Raw genomic sequence first — 21096 nt, 5'->3', positions numbered from 1 at the left:
GTGAACAAGCTTTGGCGGCTGTGCGCGATGCTCCGCAAGGATGGCATCACCTATCAGCAGTACGTCACCGAACTGACCTATCTGCTGTTCCTGAAGATGGCGTCCGAGCAAAAGGACGAAAGCCGCATTCCTGAGCGATACCGCTGGCGCGCGCTGCTCGCAGCGAGCGAGACCGACGTCCTGCAACGTTACCGGCAGGCGCTCGTCGACCTCGGCGATCCGGCGAAGACGCCCGACAAATCGATCGTCGCCATCTTCCAGAACGCCGCGACCATCGTCCGCGTGCCCGCCAACCTGCGTCGCCTGATCGACGCCATCGACGGCCTGCAGTGGTTCAGCGAGGACCGTGATGCGTTCGGTGACGCGTACGAAGGCCTGCTCCAGAAGATGGCCGAGGAGACCAAGCGCGGCGCCGGGCAATATTTCACCCCGCGCGTGCTCATCAAGGTAATGGTCGACCTGATGCAGCCGCAGGTCGGTGAGGTCATTCAGGATCCGGCTGTCGGCACCGGCGGCTTCCTCATTGCCGCCAACGAGCACATGAAGGCGCGGACCGACGACTATTTCGGGCTGCGCTCCGAACAGGCGACGTTCCAGCTTCGTGATGCCTTCCGCGCCGTCGAAAATGTGCCCGACACCTATCGCCTGCTGCTGATGAACCTGCATCTGCACAAGATGGACCCGGTGCGCATCGACCTCGGTGACACGCTCTCCCCGATGGGCAGTGCCCCCGCCTTCAAGAACGCCGACCTCATCCTCACCAACCCGCCTTTCGGCCCCGCCGGCGGCCCGCCAACCCGCGACGACTTCACGATCACCGACCGAGCGTCGTCGTATCAGCTGCCCTTCGTCGAACATTGCATCCGAGCGCTGCGGCTCGGCGGGCGCGCGGCGGTGGTGGTGCCCGACAATATCCTGTTCGACGATGGCAAGGGCAAGGATCTGCGGCGGATGCTGATGAACCGTTGCGACCTACACACGGTGCTGCGCCTGCCGACCGGCATCTTCTATGCCCCAGGGGTAAAGACCAACGTACTGTTCTTCACTCGCAGCGACGAGGAAGCGCCGACCGAGGATGCGACCAAGGCCGTGTGGATTTACGACATGCGCAGTGGCGCGCCTGCGTATGGCAAGACCCGGCCGATCAACCCCGATGACTTTGCCAGGTTCGTTGAGGCGTATGGCGACGATCCCGACGGCGGCGCGACGCGGACCGACGAGGGTGAAGATGGCCGTTTCCGCCGCTTCACTCGCGCGGCATTGGCCGCGCGCGGCGACAATCTCGATATCAGCTGGCTGAAAGACACCAGCGCTGATCCCGAGGACGGGCTAGAAACGCCCGAGGAGATCGCGACTGCCATCGAAATGCATCTGGCCAATGCGATGGTCGAAGTCCGCGCGCTGATCGACGAGCTTGATGATGGCGCACCGGTCGAACTGCTGGAGGCGGCGGAGTGACGTTGCCGAAAATGTGGGTTGAGACGACGATTGGTGAGATCGCCGAAACCAAGCTCGGCAAGATGCTTGATGGGGCGAAGAACAAGGGGGAACCCACAGCATATCTGCGAAACATCAGCGTTCGCTGGGGCAGCTTCGACCTGCATGACCTGCCCACGATGCCCGTCACACCCGATGAACTCTCGGCTTTGGCGGTGCGCGACGGAGACCTTTTCGTTTGCGAAGGTGGCGTACCGGGGCGTTGCGCTGTCTGGCGGGGCGGTGCCCAGAGGATCGTGTTTCAAAAGGCGATTCACCGCATACGGCCGCTCGGCGGAATTAGCGCCGATTTTTTGCAGCGATTTATTGTCTGGTCGGCGGGCAACGACGCATTCGATCACCTTTTAACCGGGACGACGATCAAGCACCTTCCGCAGGTCGGATTGCAGCGGATCACGCTCCCGCTCCCCCCACTCGCCGAACAACGCCGCATCGTCGCGAAGCTGGACACGCTGGCCGCCCGCGTTACCCGCGCCCGAACCGAAATCGACCGCGTGGCGACGATGGCGACGTCAATGCGCTTGGCTGAACTGAAAGCGATCTTCGATAAATTTAAGGATGGGCCGAAGGCGCGCATCGACTCTGTTTGCAAGGTAGGCACAGGATCGACGCCTAAGCGTGGCCACGCCCCGTTCTATGAAGGGGGGCACATTCCTTGGGTCACGAGCGGAGTCGTCAATCAGGGAACAGTGAACCGACCGACCGAATTCATTACGCAGGCTGCAATACGAGCTACGAACTGCAAGGTCTTTCCGGCGGGTTCATTGCTGGTGGCGCTTTATGGCGAGGGCAAAACACGCGGTAAGGTAGCGACTCTGCAGATTGAAGCGGCGACCAATCAGGCCTTGGCCGTGCTGCACGGCTTTGACAATGACCGGGTTACCCCCCGCTGGATCGAGTTCTTTTTACTCGGTCGCTATGAAGAAACGCGAGAGCAAGCAGCGGGTGGTGTTCAGCCGAACCTCAATCTTGGCATCGTGAAGGCAATCACTCTGCCATTACCGCCTATAGTCGATCAAAAATCTGCTGTTTCGACGTTGGATCTTGCCTTCGCCCGCGCCGATCGCCTGGAGGCCGAAGTCGCCCGCGCCCGCGTGCTGCTTGACCGGCTCGAAGCCGCAATCCTCGCCCGCGCCTTTCGCGGCGAACTCGTGCAGCAAGACCCCACCGACGAATGCGCTTCCGTGCTTCTCGACCGCATTCGCACCGAACGCGCCGCCGCATCGACGGCAAAGCGCGGGCGGGTGAAGGAAGCAGCATGAAGGAAGTTGAGTTCAAAGCATGGCTGAGCCAACGCCGCTTTCAAGGAAAAGCCTTGAAGACTGTGGGCAATCGTATCGGCTGGGTGAAGGCTGCCGAACGATCGCTGCGTGAACTGGGCTTTCCTCAGGCAACGCTCGACGACGTCCATGCCGACGGACAATGGGAAGCGTTGTTACTGGCTCTCTCCGATCTCCGCTCGGACTGGCGAAAAAACGAGCCGGCGGCGCGACGCATCGCACCGCAATCAACCGACCCTCATCTGCAGGTCGCGAACGCCCGGCAAGCCGTAGGCGTTTATGGCCGCTTCTTGAATGGCGACGACCCTAATTACGATGGCGCCGACGAGGAGGTTGTCCAGGAGGCCGGAAATCGCCTCGATGGGGCGGCTGTTGAGGCAGCGATGGACGAGTTCGATAGGCTAGGCGCAGCAGCGTTCTTCGAAAAGTATGAGCGCGGCCCCCAAGGCATAAGGTATTTCGTTGTGCGCGGGGAGCATCGCTACCCCTCAAAAGCAATCGCGAACGCAGCCTTCGAGGCGCGATATAATATTCGCAATCACTATGGCGGCAGCGCAGCGCGAAGGGCACTCGAGGCCTGCGGCTATGCTGTCATCGAAAACGGCACCAACGCGACTGCGTACGAAGGGAAAGGCCGCTTGCAATCGGCGCGTCCTACGAACCTGATCCTTTATGGCCCTCCTGGTACTGGGAAGACTTATGCGACAGCCCAGCGGGCGGTCGAGCTATGCGGCGAAATCGCCCCGGATGATCGGGATGAACTCTTGGACCGCTATCGGGCATTGCAACACGACGGCCGAATTGCTTTCGTCACCTTTCATCAGAATTACAGCTATGAGGACTTTGTCGAGGGTCTGCGACCTGAAACCGGCGGCGACGAGACTGGCTCGACCGGTTTTCGGCTTGAGCCCCGACCCGGAATCTTCCGCGAAATCTGCGCTTTGGCTGAGCAGGCCCGGACCCGCACGAGCGGTGGAAGTGCTGAAATAGACTTCTCCGGGCGGCGCTTCTGGAAAATGGGTCAGGGCGCGATCGGCAGCGAGGACGATGTCTACTATGAGGCACTAGCCAATAACTACATCGCGCTTGGCTGGGGCGGCTCGGTCGATTGGGGCGACCCGCGCTTCAATTCGTTCGACGCGATCAAGGCGCATTGGCTGGAAACCAACCCGGATGATCCGACTCCCAGCCACTGGACCCAGGTGTGGCCCTTCCGCAGCGAGATGAAGCCGGGCGACATCGTGCTCGTGCCTTATGGCAACTCGGCTTTGCGCGCCGTGGCAGAGGTCACCGGCGACTACTATTACGAGCAGGACGCCGAGGGCTTCTATGCCCAGCGTCGTCCGGTGCGGTGGTTGTTGACGCCCCCAGACCCGCTCCCCCTCGACACGATTATCGAGGGCAAGTTCACGATGCGGACGCTCTATTCGGTGGCGAAGAACCGGATAAACATGGCCGCTCTTGCCCGGTTATTGCCTGGTAAGGGCGAGTTGGACTCGCCTGCGATTGCAGCCGATGCCCGCGAACAATTCGTGCTGATTATCGACGAGATCAACCGAGCCAATATTTCCAAGGTTTTCGGCGAGCTCATCACCTTGCTCGAGCCCGACAAGCGGCTTGGAATGCCGAACGAACTCACCGTCACCCTGCCCTACTCCAAAAAGCGCGATTTCGGGGTGCCTGCCAACCTGCACATTGTGGGCACCATGAACACCGCCGACCGGTCGATTGCATTGCTCGACACCGCGTTGCGACGGCGCTTCGAGTTCGAGGAACTGATGCCGCAACCCGATCTGCTGCCGTCGGTAGACGGCATCGACCTCCGGAAGCTGCTTAAGACGATCAACGAACGGGTCGAATATCTTTTCGACCGCGAGCATCAGATCGGCCACGCCTATTTCATCGGCTGCGCATCGCGTGAGGACGTGGACGCGGTCATGAGGGGCAAGGTGATCCCGTTGCTCGCGGAGTATTTTTACGAAGACTGGAGCAAGGTGGCGCTTGTTTTGGGCGACGACGGGACCGGCAACAATGGGTTCCTCGCGCGCCGGGAATTGGCGGCACCACCCGGGCTAGAAGCTGAGTACGAGACCGCTGCCCGTTATCGCTGGTCGGTAAGAGACAAGTTCGAATACGGGGCATTCGCAGCGGCATGAAAGCGTGGACGGTTTACGAGCATCGCTCGCTGCCGTTCGGCCAAGGCGATGGTGAAATTCCAGAAAGTGTCGCGGGTCGGCTTCATGCAGTGGCATCGCGAACCGGACTCGCGGGGGCGAGCGGTAACGGCGTGCTGCAGTTCGGCCGCAAAGCGCTGAAGGCGCGGCACATCGTCGGCGTCGTTGCCGCAGAGGGCGGGATGCTGGAGATCTTGCCCAAGATCGACATGCCGGGGGAAGATGATGACACGAGCGCCACAGCGATGGGCAGCGTTCGGCGTCAGCTCATCCATATGCTGTCCGTCGCGCTCGACTTGAAGGTCGACGCGGACACCCTGACTGCGATCGAATGCCAGAAGCACACGCTGCTCGAAATGCTCATTCGGCTGTTCGCGGCAAAGCTGGCCGATGCGCTGCGTGCCGGGATGCCGCGACGATACGTGAGCTGTGCCGACGACCTGCCGGCATTGCGCGGGCGGTTGGACGTGGTGCGGCAGTTCACCGTGCGCGCCGCCGATCCTTCGCGACTGGCGTGCCGCTTCGAGGCGCTGACGCCGGACATCGCCCTTAATCAAATCATGAAGGCTGCGGTCGCTCGCCTCACGAAACTTGCGCGGGCATCGGACACGCAGAGGATGCTGCGGGAGCTGGGTTTCGCATATGCCGACATCGCTGACGTGGCCCCCGCCGCACTGAACTGGAACGGCGTGGTGCTCGACCGTACAAATGCCAGATGGCGTGATCTTCTGGCCCTAGCGAGGCTGCTGTTGGAAGGTCGCTTCCAGACCAGCTCAGCCGGTTCCGAAGGAGGTTTTGCCCTACTGTTCGACATGAATCGCCTATTTGAAAGCTACGTCGCGCACCTCTTGCGTGCCGCCCTGGTTGGCACCGACCTTCACGCCACAACGCAAGGCGGCCGCCTATTCTGCCTGCAGCATGAAGGTAGTGGGCTGTTCCAGACCCGTCCGGACATCCTAATCAAGCGTGGCAACGCAATCGTGCAGATTATCGACACCAAGTGGAAACGCACCGCACCTGCGATCAGCGACAGGAAGCGAGGCGTCAATCAAAGCGACGTCTATCAGATGATGGCTTATGGACGATTGTATGGCTGCGGCAGCCTTACCTTGCTCTATCCACACCACGGGCAGCTTGGGGATAGGCCAGGAATACTAGGGCGACATACCATCACCGGGACCAGCGATATTCTGAACACCGTGACGATAGACGTCTCGCAGATAGGGATTGCGCGCGAAGGCGCACGGGCCATTGCCGACCGGCTAATCGCTGGTTGCTAGGCCGGGTTCGCAGGCCCCGATCGGCAAGGGATCTCCGCCACCATCGCGTCAGGAAAATGTCTCCGATGACGTGTCTGATCTGGCTCCGTAGCCCGTATCGACGAGCGCAGCGCCCCTTTGCGGTCGACGACGCTCAGCGGGGTTCATCGATCCATTGCCCTTAACGAGTGTCCGGTTGTTGGCGCGCGGCCTCAGCACTCCGGGCTTCTAGTTCTGGGTCTTCAGGTCGTTCCAGTGTCGGTCTATCCACATGATGAAGTCGCCGCCGAGATCGCGCTTCACCATCGTGCCGCTTGGGTAAAGCAATGCCACCGTTGCACATGATCCACAAGTTTGTTCACTGCATGTTCTTGTCGGCGTCGATGTCTCCGACTAAGCCGCGCGGATGGCAGGGCCGGTCCGATCCCTCGACGATCTGAGCAACAAGGGCGCCGACCTCGTCATCGCCTGCCGTGCCTGCGGCCACGATCGCACCGTTGCGATCGAGCAGGTCATGGCCGTGTTTTTCAGGCGCAGATGGTCGACCGACTGGTCGGCCGCGCACCAGCGCTTCAGGTGCCGCAAGTGCGGCTCGAAGGATGTCCGGCTCGGCGTCGATTTCTACGGATATGCGGTCAGACGACAGCGCCGGCCAGCAGCGTTGGCGGCGGTTCCTGTGACCTTAAAGCCCGGATTGCATCCCCCACCGCCAGGGGTGTCGCTGTCCGAGTGGAACCGTGCAACGGAGCGTGAACGGAAAAGGCTGGTTGACCGGGCACGTTCCTGAGGTTTCGGCATATCATCCGGTCGACCTGAACGCGCCTTGAGCGGCTTCCGCAAAGCGGTCGGCATAGCAATGCGTGCTCGCCATTGAGCCGAGCGCGACGGCGGCTCATGATGCAGTATGAATGTCGAAGAGTTTCTGTCGCACTACTCCGATCGAGACGATCGGGTTGAGCTGCTCGACGGTGTTCCCGTCGCCCTTCCTGATCACGATGCCAGGCACTCCCGGATCGTCGTCAACATCATTGCCGGGACAGATCCGCGCCTCAGCTTATGCGGCTGCGAGGTGTTCGGCGAACGAATGTACCTGCGGATCGATGATCAGAATCTCCTGGCACCGAACGCCGCGATCTATTGCGACCGTGCGGAACTCGACGGGCCCGATGATGCCAGCTTTTTCTGTAAGCCTAGCGTCATTTTCATCATCCTGACTCCGCACGAAGGTAGCCGTGAGTCGATCAGACGCGCCAAATTCAAAGCTGTCCTCAGCGTCGAGACGATCGTAGTCATCGAGCCAGATTCGCGGTCGTTTACGCAATACGAACGGGATGCCGACGTTTGGAGCGCAACGGAAAAGCCGTATGGATCAGCTCTGCAATTAAAGCGCCCTGCCATCACGCTGGAGGCCGACGAGTTATTTCGACGCACAAGCCCAAAGACGGGGCTCAATGTGCGCGCCGCCATCAAAGCGAGTTGAGCGTCGGCAATCCAAGTCAGCCCTAATTGCGAGTGGGCCGGATCTGTGGGTCCATGTCGTCGGAATAACGATGATCAAGCTGTATAGGTCCGATTTCATCGATAATGACTTCCCAAGCGGGGCGCTACAATACTACCACTGTGCGCCGCCCCCTCAACTTGCCGAACTTCTGCCGATCGATGGGCCGAAGTACAAGTGTCTGTCTTGGAATGTGTTTCGTGAACTTGGTCAGGCGCCGTAGGCCCTTCAGCGTCTTATCCAAAGGTACTTCATCGTATGTAATCGTAGTTGTGTTCGTCCCCTCATGCCCAAGTATGTAGTATCGAACTACGTCCGGAAGCCCGATCATGGCACTCGAGGCCGTCCCGCGAAATGCATGGACGTCCTTGTCCTTTGTGATTCCACCGTCTTTGTGGCGCCACGCAGTACCTTCTGGAAATCCCCAGTCTCGCCATTGCTTGAAAATCGACTTATAAAACGTCGAGGCGAAGCTCTTGCTTTTGGGTGAATGCAACTCCGGGAACAGGTATTCGTGACCTGCCGTTCGCATCGCGGAAACATACTCGACAAAACCAAGGCGTATCAATTCCGGATGAATTGGAAGTTTCCGTTTCGACTGAGCTGTCTTCAGCGCTCTGATCTCGGTAAATTCGATCGAGAAATACGGTATCGGATCGGTCTCGAAGATCTCGCTGAGAGCTAGCGCAACCGTCTCGCTGCTACGGCCACCATAGAGCACGGCCAAGAGCGGAGCCCAGTACCAGGCATCATGGACTACCACGTTCCCTTGCTGAAATCGGTCATCTGGCGAGTGGCAACCAAACCAGATCGGCGCAGATAGCATGCGGTTAACTTCGTCTGGGGTCCATGCGGCCCGCTTGTCTCGAGCCAGCTGACGTCCGATCTTGGCATTGACCGACTTGGACTCCCTTCTCAGCTCGCTGAAATCGAGCGGCTCAGCTGGTCTGTGACCTTGCGAGGTTGCATATCTGATTACCTTCGACACCCATGTCAGATGCTTGTTCCGGGTGACTTGCTTGATCCCGACCTCGCTCGACGGGAGGCTCTGCGCACGAATCAACGAGGCGTTGAACCCACCTTTCAGTTCTGCGGTGGTCCGCCCATATCGATTGGGCAACTTGCCAAACAGCTGCGATAACTCGCCAAGGTGGGTCTGCCGGAGATGCGCAACGGGCAGATCTCCGCCGATCGCGAAAATGAACATGTCGATAGCCTGACGAACCTGTTTCTTGGTATCCGCCGACCAACCTTGGGGGCCGGTATTGTGCGCAATGCACAGTATCATCGCTTCCGAAACCAACATCTGTTGGGAAAGCTCTGCGCCGTTATGTGCGGACTTCAGGGGCGCGCCGTCCGCACTGGTCGGGGCGACATCTGACGTGTTCTCCCGGACAGTTGCATGGGGTTGTTCGGGAGACATCGGAGAAGCGCCCAGGTCAATTCGCAGGGCAGGGGCGGTCAGGCGCTCCCCGTTCATCTGATCGAGGCTGTCGTTCGCCTCTTGGCAGGCATCGCGCCCCGCCAGATACATGGTGCGCTGAACCATGCCCCGAATGCCATTGTGAGGCACAAAGCCCGCCTGTTCCAACGCGGCGTCGACGAATCGCATGCTGATCGCCGGACGGGTCGGTGAGTAGAGGGAGATGACAGCTGCCAGCCGGCTTATCCGTTCGACCGTCCATCCGGCATCTCGCAGAGCGGTGACGTCATCGGCCGTGAGGTCGGGGTGGCCATTGGTGTCGGCCAGGCGCTGGAAATAATCGATATGGGCGGTGTTCGAAGCGCGGTGCAGGTCGACGTCCGAAACGCGGCGACGCTGGTCATCGATGATTTCGGCAGCCCGGCGCTTGACGCTCTGACGGTAGATCTTTTCCAATTCCTCGGTGTCGGGGCGATCACAGGGATCGCGCATGCCAGCTGTCATCATGACCTCGATTTCCTGCACCGCCGCCACGAGGAGAGCGCTGCAGGTCACCGCCTGTCGTCGATCTACCGTCCTGAGGCTGAGACGAATATCACACGACCTGCCTGGATACAAAGGTAGAACACGGCGCCACCAGTAGATTCCATTGCGCCGGTACAGGTAGCTGGCGGCCATTGAGATCGAATCCCGTCCGGCGGGTCGATTGGCACACGAAGGTGCACAAAATCTCCCCGATTTGTTACCGGGATCAACGAAAACAATGACTTAGGTGTAAATGGTCGGGGAGACAGGATTCGAACCTGCGACCCTCTGGTCCCAAACCAGATGCGCTACCAGGCTGCGCCACTCCCCGACTGGGTGCGCGGGGCTTAATCGTCGCGCGCACGGATGACAAGCGTGGCGGCGTCCGCCATGATGCCCACACTCCTTCCGCTGAAAGTTCCGCGTGACCGTCACACCCGCCGTTCGATCGACCGTTCTCGCCTGCCTGTTCTTTGCCGGCTTCGGCTGCCTGGTGCCGTTCCTGCCGTTGTGGCTTGAAAAGGCGCACGGATTTTCAGGCGCGCAAATCGGCCTGGTGCTGGCGATCGGCGGGTTCAGCCGCGTCATCGCCGGGCCGCTGACCGCCGCCTGGGCCGATGGACAGCACGACCGCCGCGCGCCGCTCTTCATGTTCTCGATCCTGATGACCATCGGATTTGCGGCGCTGTGGTTCATCGAGAGCTTCTGGGGCGTCTTCATCCTCATCCTGCTGCTCGACGTCGCCTTCTGGGGACTGCTGCCGGTCGTCGAGGCGGCACTGCTGCGCCTGACGCAGAACGGCGGGCCGTCGTACGGCATCGCGCGCGGCCTTGCCTCGGCGGCGTTTGTCGTCGGGTCGAGCGCGGTCGGTGCGCTGATCGACATCTACGGCAACTGGTCGATCTGGGCGTGGCTGCTCGGCATCTCGGCGGCGCTGATCGTGGCGACGGCGTGGATGTTTCGCGAGCCCGTCGGCGGCGACCGGGAGATGCCGTTCGGCAAGCGCTTCAAGGCCGGCATCGACATGGTGCGCGACCCGCGCTTTGCGCTGCTGATCGCCGCCGCGGGCCTGATCCAGGCGAGCCACAGCTATTTCTACGTCGCCGGCACCCTGATCTGGGGCAACGAGCAGGGGATTTCGAAGACGCTGATCGGCAATCTCTGGTCGCTAGGCGTGCTGACCGAGGTGCTGTTCCTGATGGCGTTCGCGAAGATCAGCGCGCGCTTCCGGCCCGAGACGCTGGTGGTGGCGGGCGGCGTCGCGGCGGTGATCCGCTGGACCGCGCTCGCCGCGCTGCCGCCGGTCTGGATGCTGTATCCGCTCCAGTTGCTCCACGCCGGCACCTTCGCGATGACCTTCCTGGGGGCGATGCGGATGATCCACGCGATGCACGGCGATGCGCGCACGCCGACCGCGCAGATGATCTACATGGCGCTGGCGAGCGCGCCGGCGCAGGCGGCGGCGACGCTGCTGTCGGGCTGGCTGTACGACCGGCTCAAGGTCGATGGCATCGGCGCGCAGGGCTATCTATCGATGACCGCGATCGCCGCGGTCGGGCTCGGGCTGGCGATCCTGCTCCGCATCCGGTCGGTCGCGGCGGGCGCGCCCACGGGGCAGGTCAGCGTTCCGAATTAAGAGGCAATTAGATCGGAACCCTTGGTACTCACGCTGCATCGCAACAGGAGGGGGCATCGACGCTATCTAGCGTGCAGCTACCATAACTGGCGGGAATCAAATGGCGTAATCAGCTAGTCCGCCCCTCAGTGAAAAACGTTTCGGCACCGCTTTACGTGCCCACAACCATCGTTATGCTGGCTCGTCTGAGAGGAGCGGCTGATTGGAGAGCGAAATCATTGCGTGGGCGACACTGATCGCCGCTTTGTCTGCGCTCGCGACAGCCGTGATTAGTTACCTGTCGATGCGCAGTTTCACGCGAAATCAACAAGATGCTCGCAAATCGGCAAAGTTAAATAGAATTATCCAGACAGTAATACACTGTAACGAGCGCTACAGTGAAATTGATGTCGCGCGCACAATGCCATTTCAGATTTCGGAGGAAACTTCGACGACGCAGATGCAGTTCTTTTCGAGATACTGGGGCTTAAAGAGTGATCAGTTTGATTATTGGCTGGCCGGATTTGTTGACCATGATGCCTTTACGACTTGGATGATGTCGGTGGCCAAGCACTTCTCCCGATCCAGTGACTATTTTCGCGGAATGGATTATCTTGACGGATGGGTTCTTTACGGACGGACGAATAACTTTCCTATAAACCCGATGTTTGTACAATTGATCGACGCTCTTGAAATAAAGTTCCGAAATGCCGTAAACTTTGAACAGCAAAAGCAGACCGTGAAGGACCTACTTCTAGACTTAGAGGGTACAGAAGCGAAACCTGGGACGACACAGCGGTTTCGACGGGAGTTTCAGGCGGCCATGGACTACCACGCTTATGATCAAGCCAATACTCGCTTCAGCACGGATCCGATCTTCAGTTCGCCTGGAATCGTAAATCGTGAGTATCGCTTGGCAACTCACGCACCGACCCTCCGGAACGGCAAAACTGCGCCTATAATTCCATCAAGTCGCCCTGCTCGGCATTCTCGCCGTACGGCGGTTGGGGGATCGCGGCCTGCGCGGCCTTGAGCGCGCGGCTCCAGCGGTCGTCGAGCTCGCGGTAATAGGCGTCGTCGGTGTCGATCCGGTGCAGCAGGTCGGGCTCCGACTTGCCAGGGAGCAGCGTCAGCACGTCGATCGGCAGGCCGACCGCGAGGTTCGAGCGCATCGTCGAGTTGAACGAGATCAGCGACACCTTCACCGCCTCGGCGATCGGCGTGTCGTAGGTGATCGAGCGGTCGAGGATCGGCTTGCCGTACTTGTGCTCGCCGATCTGCAGGAAGGGCGTGTCGGGCTGGCATTCGATGAAATTGCCGCTGCCGTAGATCAGGAACAGCCGCGGTTTGCGCCCCGCGATGCTGCCGCCGAACAGCAGCGACGCGCCGGTAGCGATCTTGTCGTCAACGATCGCCGCGTCGATGCCGGTCTTGGCCTCGCGCAGGGCATTGCCGACCAGCTGGGCGGCGCGGAACATCGACGGCGCGTTGTCCAGCGTCTCGCGCTCGTCGGCGCCGGGCAGAATCATCGCGTCCTGCAGCTTGGTGATCGCCGCCTGCGTCACCGACAGCGACCCCGCGCTCGCGACCGCCATGCAGCGCCCCTCCCCGGTCTCGAAGATGCGCAGCTTGCGATAGGTCGAGATGTTATCGACGCCCGCGTTGGTGCGGGTGTCGGCCATCATCACCATGCCGTCCTTGACCAGGATGCCGACACAATAGGTCATCGCGGATACCTCCGAGGCGAACGGTTCGCGGCTATGCCACTCTTCGCTCATTGTTGTCCGGACATTTCGTGCGTCGCCACGGCGACGACCATCGATTCCCTGCCGCCGCCCCGCCGCGCGCCGCGCACCGGGGCCGCGTCGAGATAGTCGAGGCCGACCGCGACGCGGATGTGGCGCTCGCTCGCCCCGATGCCGTGTGTCGGGTCGAAGCCGACCCAGCCCAGGTCGTCGACCCAGGCTTCCGCCCAGGCATGGCCCGCGGGCTGGGTCTCGGGATGCACGAAATGTCCGGACACGTAACGCGCCGGCAGGCCCAGGCGGCGCGCGGCGGCGCAAAATATATGCGTGAAGTCCTGGCACACGCCGGACCCCTGCGCGAAGGCGGTCGCCGCGTCGGTGTTGGGGTCGGTGACACCGGTGTCGAAGCGCGCGCGGCCATAGATCGCCAGCATCAGGCCGTGCAGCGTCTCCAGCGGGTCGGCGCGGCGCTGCTCCTCGGCAAAGGCGATGATCGCGGCGTCGGCGGTGCTGAGCTCGGTCGAGCGCAGGTAGATCAGCGGCGGCAGCGGCTCGTTGGCACCGCGGATGACGCCGCCGGTATCGATCGTGTCGACCTCGCCGCCGACCGTCATGGTCAGCTTCTCGATCGGCGCATCGGCATAGAAGCTGTGCGTCACATTGCCGAACATGTCGGTCGCACGCCGCAGCGCACCGTCCGCATCGACGTCGACGCGCCAGCGCAGCACGGTCTGGTCCTCGTGGCCGTGCGGCTCGACGCGCAGCAGCTGGACCACGCCGCTGGCGGGCAGCGTGTAGTCATAGACAGTCGTGTAATCGACCCTGATCCGCACTCGTCCCCCCGGATCTCGCCGTGCTTAAAAAAGATATTGCTCGGCGATGGCGTCGCCGAGCCGGTTGTTGCCGGCGATGAAGTTCGACAGGAATTCGTGCAGCCCGGCCGAGAAGATGGTCTCGATCTTGAGCTGGCTGAGCTTTGCATGCTCCGCCGCCGCAAGCCGGTGCGCCGGTCCCCGCCGCCCACCCGCGTCGTTCGACAGCCGGTCGAGATAGCGCAGCGCGTCCCCGTAGCAGCTCGCCAAGCTGCGCGGGATCTGCTGATTGAGGATCAGCAGGTCGGCGACCAGCCACGGCTTGACGCTGTCGCGGTACACCCAGCGATAGGCGGTCAGCGCCGACACGGTGCGCAGGATCGTCGTCCATTGGAAATAGTCGAGGGAGCCGCCGACCGTCTCGCCGCGCGGCAGCAGCAGGTGATACTTCACGTCGAGGACGCGCGCGGTGTTGTCCGCGCGCTCAATCGCCGAGCCGAGGCGGATGAACCAATAGGCGTCGGCGCGCAGCATGGTTCGGTGCGCCGCCCCGTCGAATGCCTGCATCGCTGCCTTGACCGCTTCGAGCAGCGACGTCAGCGATTCACGGTCGACGAGCCGGGTGCCGAACTTCTGCATCTCCAGCCACGCGCCGTTGATCGCCTCCCACGCCTCGAGCGTCAGTGCCGTCCGGACTGCCCGTGCATTGGCGCGCGCGGCCTCGACGCAGCGGCGGATCGAGCTGGGATTGTCAGGATCGATCGCCAGGAACGCGACGACGCGGTCCTCCTCGACCGGCACGCCGCGCGCCTTGTACGGCGCGGTCATCCACGCGGCTGCGAGCGCCGAATCCCAGGCGTTGGTCGCGCCGCCGTACGACTGCGGCAGCGACGACAGGCGCAGCGTCGCCTCGATCAGCCGCGACAGGAAATCGGCGCGCTCGATGTAGCGGCCGACCCAGTAAAGATTGCCGGCGGTGCGGCTCAGCATGGGCGCCGCTCAATCATCGACCACCCACGTGTCCTTCGTTCCGCCACCCTGCGAAGAATTGACCACCAGCGACCCCGGATCGAGCGCGACGCGCGTCAGGCCGCCGGGCACGATGCGCGTGCCCCCTGCCCCGGTCAGCACGAACGGCCGCAGGTCGACGTGGCGTGGCGCGATGCCGGAATCGCACAGCGTAGGGCAGGTCGACAGCGCCAGCGTCGGCTGGGCGATGAACTTCTCCGGGTGCGCGCGCAACTTGGCGGCGAAGGCGGCGATCGTTGCGGCGGGCGCGTGCGGGCCGACCAGCATGCCGTAGCCACCCGATCCGTCGACCTCCTTGACCACCAGTTCGCTCAGGTGATCGAGGACATAACCCAGCGCCTCGGGCTCGCGGCAGCGCCAGGTCGGCACGTTGTTCAGGATCGGGTCCTCGCCCGTGTAGAATTTCACGATCTCGGGCATGTAACTGTAGATCGCCTTGTCGTCGGCGACGCCGGTGCCGGGGGCGTTGGAGATCGTCACGTTGCCCGCCGCGAAGGCGTTCATCAGCCCCGGCACCCCCAGCGTCGATTCGGCCTTGAAGGTCAGCGGGTCGAGGAAGGCGTCGTCGATCCGGCGGTAGATCACGTCGACGCGGCGCGGACCCTGCGTCGTGCGCATGTAGACGACGTCGTCCTTGACCGCGAGATCGCTGCCCTCGACCAGCTCGATCCCCAGCTTGTCGGCCAGGAAACTGTGTTCGTAGAAGGCGCTGTTGTGCTGGCCCGGCGTCAGCAGCACGACGACGGGGTCGCCGCCGGCATTGGAGGGCGCGACCGACTTCAGCGTCTCGAGCAGTGCCTCGGGATAGGTCTCGACCGGCGCGACCTTCATCGCATGGAACAGCTCAGGGACAAGCTTGAGCATCACCTCGCGGTTCTCGAGCATGTACGACACGCCCGATGGCGTCCGGGCATTGTCCTCGAGGACATAAAATTCGTGCGCATCTGTCCGGACAAGGTCGATGCCGGCGATCTGGATCCAGATGTCGTGCATCGGCCGCCGCCCGATCATCGGCAGGCAGAAGCCGGGGTTGTGCAGCACCAGCGCCTCGGGAACGATGCCGGCGCGGAGGATCTCGCGGGCGCCGTAGACGTCGGCGAGGAACATGTTGAGCGCCTTGACGCGCTGGACGAGGCCCTTTTCCAGGGTCGCCCACTCGCTGCGCGGCAGCACGCGCGGCACGATATCGAAGGGGATCAGCCGCTCTGCGGCGTCGGGGTCGCCATAGACGGCGAAGGTGATGCCGATGCGGCGAAAGAACAGCTCGGCCTGCGCGCGGCGGGTTTCCATGACCGCCTGCGGACTGGCGTCGAGCCAGTCGCGAACCTTGGTATAAGCGGCGCGCACCGTGCCCGCGTCGGGCGCGGCATGGCCGAACATCTCGTCGAAAGCCGCAATCTTCGCCAAACTTCCCCCTGCACGCTGTTGCCGCACGCCATAGTGTGCAGTGCGGCAACAACGCGCAAGCGGGTTTCTCGTCAGGCGGCCTTGAGCGCCTCGCCCAGGTCTTCGAGCTTGGGCTGCACGGCGCCGTCGGTGCGCGCGGCGATACGGGTCACTTCCTCCGACAGTTTGCCGAGCAGGGTGCGGACGCGCTCGCCGTCGGGCTCTTCGGTGTCGAGCGCCTTCTTCAGCGCGCCGAGGTCGCGCTCGATGCCTTTGGTGCCGGGCAGGTCGACCTTGGACAGCGCCTCTTCCCAGCCTTCGATGAGCTTGACGGCACTGGCGGGCGGCGTCGATTCGATGCCTTTTTCAAAGGCGTTGGCGGTGGCGGCGAAACGGGCTGGCATGATCTGCTCCTTGCGAAAACATTGCCGGAAGCGGCGACGGTTCAACCCGGGGGCGACGCCGGCAGGCGCGGGGCAAGTTGTCGCGGCAGTCGATTTCACGTAAAATCGCGGGGTGTCGCAGTGGTCTCCAGCGTAGCTATTGACCCGCAACATCTGCGTGGCATGACGCGGCAAAGTTCAACGATCGGTTTTCAAACGAAATGACATTCGTCCGCCTGGCCGTAACGACCATCGCGCTCGCGTGCCTGTCGGCATGCGGCGGCGGCGACGAGAAGGGTGGCAAGGGCGGGCCCGGCGGCGGCAAGCGCCCGCCGATGATGGTCGGCTCGACGGTTGCCGCGCTCGGCGATTATCGCCCGTCGCTGACCGCGCTGGGCACCGTGACGCCGCTGCAGTCGGTCGCGGTGCGCAGCCGCGTCGACGGCCAGATCACCGCCGTGCTGTTCAAAGAAGGCGCGACGGTGACGCGCGGCCAGCCGCTGTTCCGCCTCGATGACCGCGCCGTGCGCGCCCAGATCGCGCAGGACCGCGCCGCGCTGGCCAGCGCGCAGGCGACCGCGACGCAGGCGAGCGGCAATCTGAAGCGCGCCGAGCAGCTTGTGGTGCGCGGCTTCGTGTCCAAGGCGACGCTCGACGCCAATCGCGCCGCCGCGGGCACCGGCAGCGCGGGCATCGCCCAGGCGCGCGCCGCGATCGCCGCCTCCGAAACCGCGCTGAGCTATCTGACCGTGCGCGCGCCGGTCAGCGGCCGCACCGGCGAGATCGGCTTCAAGGTCGGTGCGACGGTGCGTGCGGGCGACACCGTCCCGCTTGTCACGGTCAACCAGCTGTCGCCGATTAACGTGCGCTTTGCCGTGCCGCCCGAGAATATCCAGACGCTGCGCACCGCCGTCCGCGGCGCCGGCGTGACGGTGACCGCGAAGGACAACCAGACGGGAGCGGTGCTGACCACCGGCCGCCTGAACTTCCTCGACAACAACGTCGACCCGACCACCGGCAACCTCGCCGCCAAGGCCGAGTTCGACAATCGCCGCGACGAGCTGTGGCCCGGCGCGCTGGTCTCGGTCGAGCTGCCGGTCGGCACGCCGCAGCGTCTTGTCGTGCTGCCCGAGGCGGCGATCCAGAACGGCCGCGACGGCAGCTATGTCTGGACGATCGGTGCAGGCAACAAGGTCGCGATGACGCCGGTGCGCATCGCCGGACGCGCCGGCGGCCGGGCTTATCTTTCGGGCGGCGTCGCGCCGGGAACGAAGGTTGTTTCGGACGCGCTCGCCAAGCTGAAGGCCGGCGACCCGGTTCGTACCAAGGGCGAGCGCCCCGCCGGCGCACCGCGCGGGAGTAGCACCCCATGATCACGACCATCGTCTCGCGCCCCGTCGGCACCATCCTGCTGACCATCGCGATCGTCGTCGCCGGCCTGTTCGGCTACCGCATGCTGCCGGTTTCGGCGCTGCCGCAGGTCGATTTCCCGACCATCCAGATCAACGCCAGCCTGCCCGGTGCCAACCCGTCGACGATGGCGTCGGCCGTCGCGACGCCGATCGAGCGCCAGCTGTCGACGATCGCGGGCATCGACCAGATCACCTCGTCGAGCAGCACCGGGTCGACCAGCATCACCGTGCAGTTCGCGCTCGACCGCAACATCGATGCCGCCGCGCTCGACGTGCAGACCGCGCTGTCGGCGGTGACGCGCCGCCTGCCCGAGGAGATGCGCGACCCGCCGTCGTTCCAGAAGGTGAATCCCGCCGACCAGCCGGTGCTGATCCTGTCGGTGCGCGACCCAGGCCGGACGCCTGCCGAGCTGCAGCAGGTGCTCGACACGACGATCGTGCCGCGCATCTCCACCCTGCCCGGCGTCGCGCAGGTCGACCTGTTCGGCGCGAAGAAATACGCGGTGCGCGTCCAATTCGACCCCGCCAAGCTGGCGGCGCGCGGCCTGACGCCCCAGGACGTCAGCACGGCGATCTCGACCGCCAATTCCAACACCGCGGTCGGCACGCTGAACGAGGGCGAGCGCCAGTACATCCTCGACGCGACGGGGTCGCTGCGCACCGCGCAGGAGTTCGCGGAGATCGTCATCGCGTCGCAGAACGGCATCCCGGTGCGCGTCGGCGACGTCGCCAGCGTCATCGATTCGGTCGAGAATCTGCGCGGCATGGCGAAGTTCAATGGCGAGCCGTCGCTCAACATCGCGATCATCCGCCAGCCCGGCGCCAACGTCGTCCAGCTCGTCGACGCCGTCATGGCAAAGCTGCCCGAGATCAGGGACACGCTCCCGCGCACGGCCTCGATCGTGACGATGGTCGACCGGTCGCAGTCGGTGCGCCACTCGGTCGCCGACGCGCAATATACGCTGATCGGCACCGCGCTGCTCGTCGTGCTGGTGATCTACCTGGTGCTCGGCAATGCGCGCGCCACCTTCATCCCGGCACTGGTGCTGCCCGTCGCCGCCATCGGCACCTTCGCGGGCATGTATCTCTCTGGGTTCAGCCTCGACAACCTCAGCCTGCTCGCACTGACGCTCGCCACCGGCTTCGTCGTCGACGACGCGATCGTCGTGCTGGAGAACATCGTCCGCCACATCGAGATGGGCAAGAAACCGCGCGAGGCGGCGATCATCGCGACCAAGGAGATCGCCTTCACCGTCGTGTCGATCTCGGTCAGCCTCGTCGCGGTGTTCATCCCGCTGCTGTTCATGGGCGGCGTCGTCGGGCGGCTGTTCTTCGAATTCGCCGTGGTCATGACGATCGCCATCGGCGTCTCGGCGGTGCTCGCGCTGACGCTGATCCCGATGGTCGCGGCGCGCGTGCTGAAGGGCGGCCACGAGACGCCGGGCCGCATCGGTCGCGCCTCGACCGCGGCATTTGGTCGTTTGACCAATTTCTACGTCCGCCTGCTCGACAGCACGCTGCGCCACCGCACGGCGATGGGGCTGTTCACCATCGTCTCGATCGCGGTCGCCATCTGGGGCTTCACCGTCGTGCCCAAAGGCTTCTTCCCGACCGAGGACACCGGCACGCTGGGCGTCGGCATCGAGGTGCCTGCCGACACCGGTTACATCGTCCTGCAGGCCAAGACCGACGCGCTGGCCAAGATCGTCATGGCGGATCCGGCTGTGGCGCGCGTCTCGGCGTTCACCGGCCGCGGGTCGGGCGGGCGCATGTTCGTGGCATTGAAGGACCGCAGCGAGCGTGACAGCGCCGAAGTCGTGCAGGCGCGGTTGCGCAAGAAGCTGGGCCAGGTCGCGGGTGCCAGCGCCTTCCCCAACATCCCGCAGAACCTGACACTGGGCGGTCGCGGATCGTCGTCGAACTTCCAGTACACGCTGGCGTCGGTCGACCAGGCCGCACTCTACGATTTCGCGCCGCAGTTCGAGGCACGGCTGCGCGCCACGCCGGGGTTCGAGGACGTCAGCTCGGACTATCAGCTCGGCAGCCGCCAGGCGCGCGTCGTCATCGACCGCGACGCCGCGGCGCGGCTCGGCGTGCCCGTCCAGTCGATCCGCTCGACGCTGTATTCGGCGTTCGGCAACAGCCAGGTCTCGACGATCTACACCGACACCGACAGCTATCAGGTGATCCTGGAGGTCCGCCCCGACCTGCAGCTGACGCCCGACAGCATCGGCGGCCTGTACGTGCGCGGCCGCGACAATGCGACGGTGCCGCTGTCCGCCGTGACCCGCACGGTGATCGAGGGCGCGCCGCTGTCGATCAGCCACCAGTCGCAGCTGCCGTCCGTCACGATCTCCTTCAACCCCGCCAAGGGCCTGGCGCTGTCGCAGGCGCAGAAGCTGATCGAGGAGGCGCAGGCCGACATGGGCATGCCCGCGTCGCTCAACGGCTCGTTCCAGGGCAATGCGCAGGCGTTCGAGGCATCGACGAGCTCGATGCCGATCCTGTTCCTGGCGGCGATCGTCGTCATCTACATCGTGCTCGGCGTGCTGTACGAAAGCTTCAAGCACCCGATCACCATCCTGTCGGGCCTGCCGGCTGCGGGCATCGGCGCGGTGGCGGCGCTGTGGCTGCTCAACATGCCGCTCGACGTCATCGGAATCATCGGCGTCGTCATGCTGATCGGCATCGTCAAGAAAAACGCCATCATGATGATCGACTTCGCGCTGACCGCGCAGCGCGACGGCATGACACCCGAGGCGGCGATCCGCGAAGCCTGCGTCGCGCGCTTCCGCCCGATCATGATGACGACCTTCGCCGCACTCGCCGCAGCCCTGCCGCTGGCGCTCGGCATCGGTGCGGGTGCAGAGCTGCGTCAGCCGCTCGGCGTCGCGGTGATGGGCGGCCTGCTGGTCAGCCAGATCCTGACCCTGTTCATCACCCCCGTCGTCTATCTCGGCATCGAGAATTTCGGGAAGCGCAAGCGCGGGGCACCTGCCGAACCCGAACTGGCATTCCAACCCGAGCCGTTCCGCCAAGCCGCCGAGTAGCCATGCGA

Annotated in this window: 16 protein-coding genes and 1 tRNA gene; 10 read left to right on the top strand and 7 right to left on the bottom strand. The window is 63.5% G+C overall.

The features are described 5' to 3' along the window. The 6 genes from FMM06_RS06200 to FMM06_RS06175 all read left to right on the top strand — a co-directional run bounded on the left by FMM06_RS06200 (position 1) and on the right by FMM06_RS06175 (position 7690). Positions 1 to 1458, top strand: a complete 1458-nt coding sequence (locus FMM06_RS06200) for a class I SAM-dependent DNA methyltransferase (RefSeq protein ID WP_235889109.1) — start codon at positions 1 to 3, stop codon at positions 1456 to 1458. Next, positions 1455 to 2759: a restriction endonuclease subunit S gene (locus tag FMM06_RS06195; protein WP_144236417.1), complete on the top strand. Its 1305-nt coding sequence runs from the start codon at positions 1455 to 1457 to the stop codon at positions 2757 to 2759. The genes FMM06_RS06200 and FMM06_RS06195 overlap by 4 nt, the downstream gene beginning before the upstream one ends. Next, entirely contained in the window at positions 2756 to 4933 is a 2178-nt protein-coding gene (locus FMM06_RS06190; RefSeq protein WP_235889107.1) for an AAA family ATPase, read from the top strand. The genes FMM06_RS06195 and FMM06_RS06190 overlap by 4 nt, the downstream gene beginning before the upstream one ends. Beyond that, positions 4930 to 6231, top strand: a complete 1302-nt coding sequence (locus FMM06_RS06185; protein ID WP_144236416.1) for an McrC family protein — start codon at positions 4930 to 4932, stop codon at positions 6229 to 6231. The genes FMM06_RS06190 and FMM06_RS06185 overlap by 4 nt, the downstream gene beginning before the upstream one ends. 385 nt (positions 6232 to 6616) lie before the next feature. Further along, positions 6617 to 6997 (top strand): hypothetical protein, encoded by a 381-nt coding sequence (locus tag FMM06_RS06180; RefSeq protein ID WP_144236415.1) that lies wholly within the window; start codon positions 6617 to 6619, stop codon positions 6995 to 6997. 117 nt (positions 6998 to 7114) lie between these two features. Continuing rightward, positions 7115 to 7690 (top strand): Uma2 family endonuclease, encoded by a 576-nt coding sequence (locus FMM06_RS06175; RefSeq protein WP_144236414.1) that lies wholly within the window; start codon positions 7115 to 7117, stop codon positions 7688 to 7690. A gap of 124 nt (positions 7691 to 7814) precedes the next feature. Here FMM06_RS06175 and FMM06_RS06170 read toward each other — a convergent pair whose 3' ends face one another. Further along, complete coding sequence (locus FMM06_RS06170) at positions 7815 to 9809, bottom strand: site-specific integrase (protein WP_144236413.1); 1995 nt, start codon at positions 9807 to 9809, stop codon at positions 7815 to 7817. Positions 9810 to 9910: 101 nt separating this feature from the next. Further along, positions 9911 to 9987: transfer RNA gene (locus FMM06_RS06165), tRNA-Pro, on the bottom strand. 93 nt (positions 9988 to 10080) lie between these two features. Here FMM06_RS06165 and FMM06_RS06160 point away from each other — a divergent pair. Together FMM06_RS06160 and FMM06_RS06155 are read left to right on the top strand one after the other, a co-directional pair. Next, positions 10081 to 11292, top strand: coding sequence for an MFS transporter (locus FMM06_RS06160; protein ID WP_144236412.1), 1212 nt, complete (start codon positions 10081 to 10083; stop codon positions 11290 to 11292). A gap of 202 nt (positions 11293 to 11494) precedes the next feature. Then, the gene (locus FMM06_RS06155; RefSeq protein ID WP_144236411.1) at positions 11495 to 12304 is read left to right on the top strand and encodes a hypothetical protein; all 810 of its coding nucleotides are present in this window, start codon (positions 11495 to 11497) and stop codon (positions 12302 to 12304) included. Here the strand turns inward: FMM06_RS06155 and FMM06_RS06150 are convergent. The 5 genes from FMM06_RS06150 to FMM06_RS06130 form a co-directional block, all read right to left on the bottom strand. Next, positions 12228 to 12998 (bottom strand): peptidase, encoded by a 771-nt coding sequence (locus FMM06_RS06150; RefSeq protein WP_144236410.1) that lies wholly within the window; start codon positions 12996 to 12998, stop codon positions 12228 to 12230. The genes FMM06_RS06155 and FMM06_RS06150 overlap by 77 nt on opposite strands. A 47-nt stretch (positions 12999 to 13045) precedes the next feature. After that, positions 13046 to 13849 (bottom strand): transglutaminase family protein, encoded by an 804-nt coding sequence (locus tag FMM06_RS06145; RefSeq protein ID WP_144236409.1) that lies wholly within the window; start codon positions 13847 to 13849, stop codon positions 13046 to 13048. 24 nt (positions 13850 to 13873) lie between these two features. Further along, positions 13874 to 14818, bottom strand: coding sequence for an alpha-E domain-containing protein (locus tag FMM06_RS06140; protein WP_144236408.1), 945 nt, complete (start codon positions 14816 to 14818; stop codon positions 13874 to 13876). Positions 14819 to 14827: 9 nt separating this feature from the next. After that, a complete protein-coding gene (locus FMM06_RS06135) occupies positions 14828 to 16264 on the bottom strand; it encodes a circularly permuted type 2 ATP-grasp protein (RefSeq protein ID WP_407925186.1) in 1437 nt (478 codons plus the stop codon). A gap of 71 nt (positions 16265 to 16335) precedes the next feature. Further along, positions 16336 to 16692, bottom strand: coding sequence for a hypothetical protein (locus FMM06_RS06130; protein WP_144236407.1), 357 nt, complete (start codon positions 16690 to 16692; stop codon positions 16336 to 16338). Between the two features lie 155 nt (positions 16693 to 16847). Here FMM06_RS06130 and FMM06_RS06125 point away from each other — a divergent pair, with 155 nt between their 5' ends. Together FMM06_RS06125 and FMM06_RS06120 are read left to right on the top strand one after the other, a co-directional pair. Next, positions 16848 to 17999: an efflux RND transporter periplasmic adaptor subunit gene (locus tag FMM06_RS06125; protein WP_144236406.1), complete on the top strand. Its 1152-nt coding sequence runs from the start codon at positions 16848 to 16850 to the stop codon at positions 17997 to 17999. After that, positions 17996 to 21088, top strand: a complete 3093-nt coding sequence (locus tag FMM06_RS06120) for an efflux RND transporter permease subunit (protein WP_144236405.1) — start codon at positions 17996 to 17998, stop codon at positions 21086 to 21088. Before FMM06_RS06125 ends, FMM06_RS06120 begins: the two co-directional genes overlap by 4 nt. Positions 21089 to 21096: the final 8 nt, after the last annotated feature.

Origin of the sequence: Glacieibacterium frigidum, from assembly GCF_007097155.1 — a bacterium.
GTDB lineage: Bacteria > Pseudomonadota > Alphaproteobacteria > Sphingomonadales > Sphingomonadaceae > Glacieibacterium > Glacieibacterium frigidum.
This window is presented reverse-complemented; position numbering and strand designations above follow the sequence as displayed.